This window comes from Acinetobacter guerrae, from assembly GCF_009372255.1.
In the GTDB taxonomy this organism is placed as follows: Bacteria; Pseudomonadota; Gammaproteobacteria; order Pseudomonadales; family Moraxellaceae; genus Acinetobacter; species Acinetobacter guerrae.
In genome coordinates this window covers 39,137-47,652 of record NZ_LXGN01000009.1, presented here as the reverse complement: position 1 = coordinate 47,652, position 8,516 = coordinate 39,137, and the positions used below count along the sequence as shown (strand labels likewise).

The following is an 8,516-nucleotide window of genomic DNA, read 5'->3' as shown; positions in this document are numbered from 1 at the left end:
AATAAAGTTCAGGCTAGTGGGAAAATCACTGGCCTGATTCGTTTGTAGGGAAGCATGGAGAAAAGGCAAGATGGATATGCAAAATTTTGAAGGTGCTGTAAACGCTATATTAGCGGTCCTCCCCAATCGTGAAACTGATTTGGCGAGATTAGTTAGATTAATCACGGCAGCAGCTTATCCAACCATTACTGTGATTGGAAAATATAATCATGGAAAAAGTCGATTGCTCAATGAACTCATTGGGCATGATATTTTTTCGGTTGCAGATAAGCGTGAAACCATTCATCTTGCAGAACATATTCATCAAAATATCAGTTGGTTGGATGCGCCTGGGTTAGATGCCGATGTTGCAGCGGTAGACGATGATTACGCATTTAACGCGATCTGGACGCAGGCAGATATTCGTCTTTTTGTACATTCGATACGTGAGGGTGAACTCGATGCGATTGAGCATCAATTATTACAACAGTTAGTGAGTGATTTTCAAACAAGTCAACGTCAGACTTTATTGGTACTGACTCAGCTTGATCAAATGCCAGATCAGCAAGTTTTGGCACATATACAACAGTCGATTCGCGATCAAATTCCAGATTTAGATGCTTTGTCCGTATCTGCAACACGACATCGTCAGGGTGTCGAAAATTCAAAACCATTATTGGTTGAAAAAAGTGGTATTGTGGGATTACAACAAGCAATTGAACTTGCAATCAGCCAAGTACCAAATGCGCGTCGCCATGAAAAGAATCAATTATTTTCTGGCATGCAACAGCAACTTACTCAGTTGCAAACTGAGCTAGCGCAAACACAGCAAAAATTACAACATATACAACAACAGCAACGTCAGGATTTTGACGAGAGACTGATTAAAATTTTAGATAAAATCCGTGAAGATTTACATCGATTCTGGATATTACAGGTCAGGATGATGCACTTGTACCCGATTCATTTGCCACCATGTTTAAAAATACCGCAGGTAAACAGCAACGCGCCAAAGTCCAGATTGCCTATTCGCGTGCCTGTATTGATATTAATAGTCATCTTATTCGTCATGGTGTGGTGGGATTGCCTGAAGATCAGCAAACGCATGTCAAAAGTCTGGATACCGTCATCGTTGCTGTCTTTGGTATTTCAGTGAAATTTCGGGAACATTTGCGGACACTGTTTTATAGCGATGTCGAGCGAGCACGATTGCAACGCGAGTTTGCTTTTTATTTTGAAAAATCAGCAGGGCGTGCAGCTCTGGTTGAACAATTAACACAGCTTGAGAGGCAACTTGGCGATATTGCACAGGCACAAACGGCATTAAAAATGTTGGAGGATGCAGCATGACCAGTGGCGGACAACTACAGCATTTTATTGAACAGACACATCAAATTACGGCATCGCAAAGTGACCTGAGCTCTATTTTGAATCATTTGCAGCTATGGCGGCAACAACTAGCTTATGCATTAACGGGCATTTCTTTTGATGTTAATGCTTTGCAACCGACATCTACTTTGGCAAAACAGGTTGCTCTCATCAAGGGTCAAGTTGCAGAACAAATTCAGCTCTGGGAGGTAAAATGGTCTGAATTAGCTGCTGCGCAATCTGTTGCAGATGCCTTTAGCGATAAAGTCATGCTACTGGTCTTTGGCAAATTTAATGCAGGTAAAAGTTCGCTGTGTAACCTTTTGGCAGAATGTTTTTATCGACAAGGGCAAGATGTACGTTATTTCTATGTACAAAATGACCAAATTCATTATACCGAAACTCTTTTGCGCGAAGGTGCGACGGAAACTACGGCACAATTACAGGGAGTATGTCTAGGCGAGCGACTCGTACTGCTCGATACACCGGGTTTGCATTCTGCCACAGCCGAAAATGCGGCTTTGACTCAGCGTTTTATTGATAGCGCGGATGGCGTGTTATGGCTCAGTAGCTCAACGTCACCGGGTCAAGTGCAGGAGCTACATGCATTGGCACGTGAATTAAAACGACATAAGCCTTTATTTCCAATTATCACCCGAAGTGATCAAATTGAAGAAGACGAAGTCGATGGCGAAATTTGTACCGTATTATGTAATAAACCTTTGTCACAACGTGCGTTACAAGAAGCCGATGTAAAAGCACGTGCTGAAGATAAATTAAGAGAAATGGCGGTAGATGTCCATTTACTAAAACCACCTGTATCGGTTTCTACCCAAATGGCACGTCAGGCAGATCTGGATCAAAAAGCCATGACTGATGCGGGTTTTGAACGTTTATTTGCCGCACTTCTGGATATGATTCAACCCGCTTTACACTATAAGCAACGTAAACCCGCAGAGGTGTTTTTACATCATTTACAAGAGCAAGTGCTCGAAACATTGGTTCAGGAAATACAGCCTACCTCGGATCAATTACAAACCTGTCTTGATCATATGCAAACAGCCTTGTTGCAACAGCAGCGTCATATTGCAGAAAACGTCTGGAAAAATGTATTACCTGAACTACCGCAGTTACTTGAACTGCATGCGCCTACACAGGCGATTGATCAAGTTTATGTCACGCTTAGACAATGGTTGGCAGATGCATTTACCCAACACATTCAGCAACCATTGGCAGATTATCGTTTACAGATGCCCGATCAGATTACACTCGAACGAAACCCCAATATTGGTTATGAGTTGATTTCAGATTTAGTGGTTCATGATCGTTTATATGCTGAATTGTGTCGCCAAACCAATGAAACGATAAAACAGTACATAGAACAACTCACAAGCCAATGTGAAAAACAATTGAATAGCATTGAACATGATCTTCAGCAATTAAAAAATGTGATGATCAGTTCGGGCCATGATTTGAATAGATTAGCCTCAGATTTACGTCAATATTAAGATTGATCTGAATTTGAGAACGAAAGACATTTTGCTATATCAGACGATCTCAACAGATGTTGTATTCGAATGCTATAGCCTAATAAAGCCCATTTTTAATCAACTGAAGCGGATAGCCAAAAGAGTTATTCAATCAGTGGGATAATATTTTGCGATGCAAAAACATCCTGAACACACGACAGAATTTTCGGGATATAGTTACTATGGTCCATATTGCGTACTGCCAGTGAAATTGGACTATAAGCATCTTCATCCAAAATAGGAATATACATCAGATTTTTCATGCCAATATCCATCGCGGATTCTGGCACGATACAAATTCCTTCTCCTGCCGCGACCAGACCTAAAGCCAATTGCATCTCACGAACTTCGGTAAAATTGGTGGGGACTAAACCGAGCTCAGTAAAAAGAGATTGAATAAAAGTTGCGAAGTTTGGCTTTTGTGAAACAGGATAGAGCAGGATAGGTTGATCGATAATCTGCGACAGATGAATGCCTGTTTCAACAAACTGATTCAGGTGATGATTTCTGTGGATGGCTAGTTTTAAATGTTCTTTATGTAAAACGATTCGCCGAATAGCAGGGTCAGTAATCTTGAGCCTTCCAAATCCTAAATCGATTTTTCCCTGTTTTAATGCATTGATTTGATCCTTAGTGCCGCACTCGATCAACTCAATATGAATTTCAGGATTTTGTTGTCTAAAAAGATAAATAATTTCAGGTAATAACCCATAAAGTAACGAACTGACATAGCCAATGCGTAAAGTATGGCTCACCGTTGCGATTCTTTTTGCCATTGAGGATGCTTGTGCAGTATGGGTTAAAATCTGCACGGCATGTTGATAAAAGAACATTCCCGCTTCTGTGACTTTGGCTGGACGAGAGCCACGTTCAAAAAGTTGAATGCCAAGCTCTTCTTCGAGTTTTTGAATTTGTCGACTTAACGGTGGTTGAGCAATGCATAATTTTTCGGCTGCTTTAGAAATACTTTGTTCTTCTACGACAGTGACAAAATATCTGAGGTGCCTGAGTTCCATTTATATACCTTATTAGTATGCAAAAATACCGAATTGTCTATCGTTTTAATTATGGCATTAATTTAAGGTATGTTAATAGTATTTATTGAAAGAAGATGGAACGATGTATAAAACAGTGGAAACTATTTTAGTCGATATTCCTACTATTCGTCCGCACAAACTTTCTGTGACGACCATGCAGACCCAAACTCTGGTATTGGTCAAAGTGACCACTAAAGATGGAATTGTGGGTTGGGGAGAAGCGACGACAATCGGTGGCTTGAACTATGGAGAAGAAAGTCCAGAAAGTGTCAAAGCCAATATCGAGACGTATTTCAAACCCTTGCTCCTTTCAATCCAAGATTCATTGAATGTGGCACAGACTTTAAAACTGATTCGCAAAGCCATCAATGGCAATCGTTTTGCCAAGTGTGCTATTCAAACGGCATTGTTGGATATTCAATCTAAACGTTTAGATTTGCCCTTAAGTGAAATATTGGGCGGGCGTTTACGTGATCGTTTGCCTGTATTGTGGACACTGGCTTCTGGTGATACCGACAAAGATATCGCCGAGGCAAAAAAAATGATTGAGCTAAAACGACACAATACTTTTAAACTCAAGATTGGTTCTAATCCTTTACAACATGATGTAGACCATGTGATTGCGATCAAAAAAGCATTAGGTTCAGAGATTAGTGTACGTGTTGATGTAAATCGTGCTTGGTCAGAATTGGAATGCATAAAAGGCATTCAGCAGTTGCAGGATGGTGGTATCGATTTGATCGAACAACCTTGTGCCATTGAAAATATAGACGCATTGGCACGACTTACCGCTCGTTTTGATGTGGCAATTATGGCGGATGAAGTTTTGACAGGCCCTGATAGTGCTTATCGTATTGCGAAACAGAATGGCGCAGATGTGTTTGCGGTAAAAGTAGAACAGTCTGGTGGTTTGATCGAAGCATGCGAAGTTGCAAAAATTGCGCGTTTGGCGGGTATTAGTCTATATGGTGGTACGATGCTTGAAGGCCCCGTTGGCAGTATTGCGTCAGCACATGCATTTAGTACCTTTGAAACACTTGAGTTTGGTACTGAATTATTTGGGCCGTTATTGTTGACTGAAAATATTCTCAAAACACCATTGCAGTATGAAAACTTCGAATTGGTTGTACCTCAGACCTCTGGTTTAGGAATCGACATAGACGAAGATAAGATTGAGCAGTTACGCCGTCATTAAGCAAGAGGACTTTAGACATGTTATTTCAAGTACGGATGGATGTGCATTTACCTGTTGATATGCCAGTAGAACAGGCGAACCAAATTAAATCGGTAGAAAAAGCCTATTCACAAGATCTACAGCGTCAAGGTAAATGGCGTCATATTTGGCGAATTACAGGTCAATATTCCAACATTAGTATTTTCGATGTGGAAAGTAATGAAGAGTTGCATAATATTTTGCAGGGCTTACCACTTTATCCTTACATGAATATTGAGGTGATGCCACTGAATCGTCATCCATCATCGATTCGTGAAGATGACAGTTAATGAATGATCGAGGCTGAATACCAAAAGGATATTCAGCCTTTTTTGATAGATTTTCTTTATTTGCCATTTTTACATCAAGGTTGATGACATGATAGATAAAAGTGCAGCGACCCTAACGGAAGCGCTCTCCCAAATTAAAGACGGTGCCACCATTTTAATTGGCGGCTTTGGTACAGCAGGGCAACCCGCTGAACTGATTGATGGTTTAATCGAACTTGGACTCAAAGACCTGACCATCGTGAGTAACAATGCAGGCAATGGCGACTACGGTCTTGCCAAACTGCTTAAAACAGGCGCAGTTAAAAAAATCATCTGTTCATTCCCACGTCAGGCAGACTCATACGTATTTGATGAACTTTATCGTGCGGGCAAAATCGAACTTGAAATCGTACCGCAAGGCAATCTGGCTTGCCGTATGCAAGCCGCAGGCATGGGACTTGGCCCAATCTACACCCCAACAGGTTTTGGTACATTGTTGGCTGAGGGTAAAACCACCCTTCAATATGACGGCAAAGACTACGTTTTAGAAAATCCCATCAAAGCTGACTTCGCCCTGATTAAAGCCCACAAAGGCGATCGCTGGGGCAATCTGGTCTATCGCAAATCTGCACGTAACTTTGGCCCAATTATGGCGATGGCAGCCGATGTGACCATTGCCCAAGTCAGAGAAGTGGTTGAACTGGGTGAACTTGATCCAGAAGTCGTCGTGACCCCAGGCATCTTTGTTCAACACGTGGTACAGGTACAACCTGCAGCAACACCTGCCACAGCATAAGGAGAACGACATGAGTTACCAAAAACTAAGCCGTGACCAAATTGCACAGCGTGTGGCACAGGACATTCCAGAAGGTGCTTATGTCAATCTTGGGATTGGATTACCGACCAAGATTGCCAGCTACCTGCCTGCTGACAAAGACGTCTTCCTACATTCAGAAAATGGCTTACTGGCTTTTGGCCCACCACCGGCAAAAGGTGAAGAAGATCCAGAACTGATCAATGCAGGCAAAGAATACGTCACCATGCTCAAAGGAGGCTGCTTCTTCCACCATGGCGATTCATTCGCGATGATGCGTGGCGGACATTTAGACATTTGTGTACTGGGTGCTTTCCAGATCGCTGCCAATGGCGACCTTGCCAACTGGCATACGGGTGCACCCGATGCCATTCCATCTGTGGGTGGGGCAATGGACTTGGCCGTTGGTGCAAAAAAAGTCTTTGTGACGACTGACCATGTGACCAAAAAAGGCGAACCGAAGATCGTTGCTGAACTAACTTACCCTGCTACAGGGCAAAAATGTGTAGATCGCATCTACACCGATTTATGCATTATCGATGTGACACCAGAAGGTTTAAAAGTCACTGAAAAAGTTGAAGGTTTAAGCTTTGAAGAATTACAGAGCTTAACGGGTGCAACTTTGATTGATGCAACGAATTAAATTTCTAAGTGATCAGGTGTTGTCGTCACGCCAGTTAATCAATAGTTTACTGCCTCAAATGAGCTGTTAAAGCAAAAGTTTTTTGTATAGGCGACACCTTACTTTTCAGAGATGAAAAGTAACAAAAATCTATGTTGGACAGAGGTGGCTTTCTTACATCTCTGTCCAACGGATGACATCCATGTCACCTATCGCGATAGTAAATGCCGTTCAAAGGTCCTTTTAGCTAATGCTTATGCGTGAAAAAAGATTTTAACTGTTTCCAAGATTTGCTATTCGGTGGCGACAAGGATGTCGCCCGTTGCTCAGCACAACAAGGATGTTGTGTCTGAGTAACAAAGGGTTTTGTCACTTTTGCCCTGTCAAAAGTGAGGTATTGCCTACACAAAGTAAGAATGGACAAACCCATCATTTGTGGCAGTGATTGCAATAGATTTCAAAATGGAAATGTAAGAATGAAAAATGCTTATATAGTCGATGCGATTCGTACCCCATTTGGTCGTTATGCAGGTGGGCTTTCCCCAGTACGTGCCGATGATTTAGGTGCGGTACCCATTAGAGCACTCATCGAACGCAACCCAAGCGTGAACTGGCAACACGTCGATGACGTAATCTATGGCTGTGCCAATCAGGCAGGGGAAGACAACCGCAACGTAGGACGAATGTCCGCACTGCTTGCAGGCTTACCCGTAGAAGTCCCTGCGACCACCGTCAACCGCTTATGTGGATCATCACTAGATGCGATTGCGATGGCAGCACGAGCGATTAAAGCGGGTGAAGCCCATCTGATCATTGCAGGTGGCGTAGAAAGCATGAGCCGTGCCCCGTATGTGATGGGTAAATCCGAAGGCGCTTTTGGTCGTAGCCAAAAGATTGAAGACACCACCATGGGCTGGCGTTTTATCAATCCAAAGCTTAAAGCCATGTATGGTGTAGACACCATGCCACAAACGGCTGAAAACGTCGCAGAACAATTCAACATCAATCGTGAAGATCAAGACCAGTTTGCCTACACCAGTCAACAACGCACTGCGGCAGCGCAAGCCAAAGGCTACTTTGCCAAAGAAATCGTGCCAGTCAGCATTGCACAGCGCAAAGGTGATCCTGTTGTGGTTGATACCGATGAGCATCCACGTGCCTCGACCACTTTAGAAGCTTTAGCCAAACTCAAAGGTGTGGTCAAAGCAGAAGGCAGTGTCACCGCAGGCAATGCATCCGGTATTAACGATGGTGCAGCGGCATTACTGATCGCATCGGATGAAGCGATTGCACAATACAACCTAAAACCACGTGCCAAAATCATTGCGGCGACCACAGTGGGCGTAGAACCACGCATTATGGGTTTTGCACCTGCGCCTGCGATTAAAAAACTATTGAAACAAGCCAACATGAGCTTGGATCAACTGGACGTGATTGAGCTAAATGAAGCCTTTGCAGCCCAAGCTTTGGCGTGTACCCGTGATTTAGGTCTACAAGACGACGATGCACGGGTGAATCCAAATGGTGGTGCGATTGCATTGGGTCATCCACTGGGCGCATCTGGCGCGCGTTTGGTCACTACAGCATTAAATCAGCTTGAACAAACGGGTGGTAAATACGCGTTATGTTCAATGTGTATTGGAGTAGGTCAGGGTATTGCCTTGATTATTGAGCGGGTTTAAGGA

The 8,516-nt window shown here is 43.0% G+C and carries 9 protein-coding genes; 8 read left to right on the top strand and 1 reads right to left on the bottom strand.

The window, feature by feature from the left end:
• The first annotated feature begins 70 nt into the window (after nt 1-70).
• Genes A7A69_RS07435 through A7A69_RS07430 form a run of 3 tightly spaced genes read left to right on the top strand, consistent with a single transcriptional unit; the run spans nt 71 to nt 2,855 of the window.
• Complete coding sequence (locus tag A7A69_RS07435) at nt 71-1,135, top strand: GTPase (protein ID WP_338325124.1); 1,065 nt, start codon at nt 71-73, stop codon at nt 1,133-1,135.
• On the top strand, nt 1,132-1,329 hold the full coding sequence (locus A7A69_RS17000) for a hypothetical protein (protein WP_338325123.1): 198 nt from the start codon (nt 1,132-1,134) through the stop codon (nt 1,327-1,329). The genes A7A69_RS07435 and A7A69_RS17000 overlap by 4 nt, the downstream gene beginning before the upstream one ends.
• Nucleotides 1,326-2,855 carry a dynamin family protein gene (locus A7A69_RS07430; RefSeq protein WP_152876774.1) on the top strand — a complete coding sequence of 510 codons (1,530 nt, stop codon included), beginning with the start codon at nt 1,326-1,328 and terminating at the stop codon, nt 2,853-2,855. The genes A7A69_RS17000 and A7A69_RS07430 overlap by 4 nt, the downstream gene beginning before the upstream one ends.
• A gap of 125 nt (nt 2,856-2,980) precedes the next feature.
• On the opposite strand, the gene catM is transcribed toward A7A69_RS07430, so the two are convergent.
• A complete protein-coding gene (gene catM / locus A7A69_RS07425; RefSeq protein ID WP_120371486.1) occupies nt 2,981-3,892 on the bottom strand; it encodes a cis,cis-muconate-binding transcription regulator CatM in 912 nt (303 codons plus the stop codon).
• A 103-nt stretch (nt 3,893-3,995) separates the two neighbouring features.
• Between catM and A7A69_RS07420 the strand changes: the two genes are divergently transcribed.
• From A7A69_RS07420 to pcaF, 5 genes are all read left to right on the top strand, one after another.
• Nucleotides 3,996-5,108, top strand: coding sequence for a muconate/chloromuconate family cycloisomerase (locus A7A69_RS07420; protein WP_120371487.1), 1,113 nt, complete (start codon nt 3,996-3,998; stop codon nt 5,106-5,108).
• Nucleotides 5,109-5,125: 17 nt separating this feature from the next.
• Nucleotides 5,126-5,416 carry a muconolactone Delta-isomerase gene (catC, locus tag A7A69_RS07415; protein ID WP_120371488.1) on the top strand — a complete coding sequence of 97 codons (291 nt, stop codon included), beginning with the start codon at nt 5,126-5,128 and terminating at the stop codon, nt 5,414-5,416.
• 88 nt (nt 5,417-5,504) lie between these two features.
• A complete protein-coding gene (locus A7A69_RS07410) occupies nt 5,505-6,191 on the top strand; it encodes a 3-oxoacid CoA-transferase subunit A (RefSeq protein ID WP_152876773.1) in 687 nt (228 codons plus the stop codon).
• Nucleotides 6,192-6,201: 10 nt separating this feature from the next.
• Nucleotides 6,202-6,852, top strand: coding sequence for a 3-oxoadipate CoA-transferase subunit B CatJ (gene catJ / locus A7A69_RS07405; RefSeq protein ID WP_120371515.1), 651 nt, complete (start codon nt 6,202-6,204; stop codon nt 6,850-6,852).
• Between the two features lie 455 nt (nt 6,853-7,307).
• Nucleotides 7,308-8,513, top strand: coding sequence for a 3-oxoadipyl-CoA thiolase (gene pcaF, locus A7A69_RS07400; RefSeq protein ID WP_152876772.1), 1,206 nt, complete (start codon nt 7,308-7,310; stop codon nt 8,511-8,513).
• The last annotated feature ends 3 nt before the right edge of the window (nt 8,514-8,516 follow it).